Here is a 398-nt window from a genome sequence, read left to right on the forward strand (position 1 = left end):
ATCCAGATAATTCTAGATTGCAGCGTCATGTGTCATTAGCTGTCGTTTATAATTTGTGGGTTTATGTGCAGATAACTGGGGATGAAAGTATTCTTCTTGAAGGTGGTCTTGATGTTGTCGTTGAAACTTCAAGATTTTGGTTAAATAAAGTGATGTTGGGTGATGATGGTCGCTATCATTTATCAGGAGTGATGGGTCCCGACGAATTCCATGAAGCTTACCCCGATGCAACCACTGGTGGTATCACCGATAATGCCTATACAAACATCATGTTAACTTGGGCATTAAATTGGTTGCAAGCACTGGGAGCAAATGAGCATTTACCTGCAATCGATACAAAATTACTAGAGAAAGCTCAAGACGTTTCAACACACTTATCACTAGAAATTGATAATGGT

Annotated in this window: 1 pseudogene; it reads left to right on the forward strand. The window is 39.4% G+C overall.

Annotated features, from left to right (window positions below):
- Positions 1-398 (forward strand): annotated as a pseudogene (locus tag CP370_RS09465) (glycoside hydrolase family 65 protein); the annotation flags it as partial.

It is taken from the genome of Lactobacillus sp. UMNPBX19, assembly GCF_002553805.1.
GTDB lineage: Bacteria > Bacillota > Bacilli > Lactobacillales > Lactobacillaceae > Lactobacillus.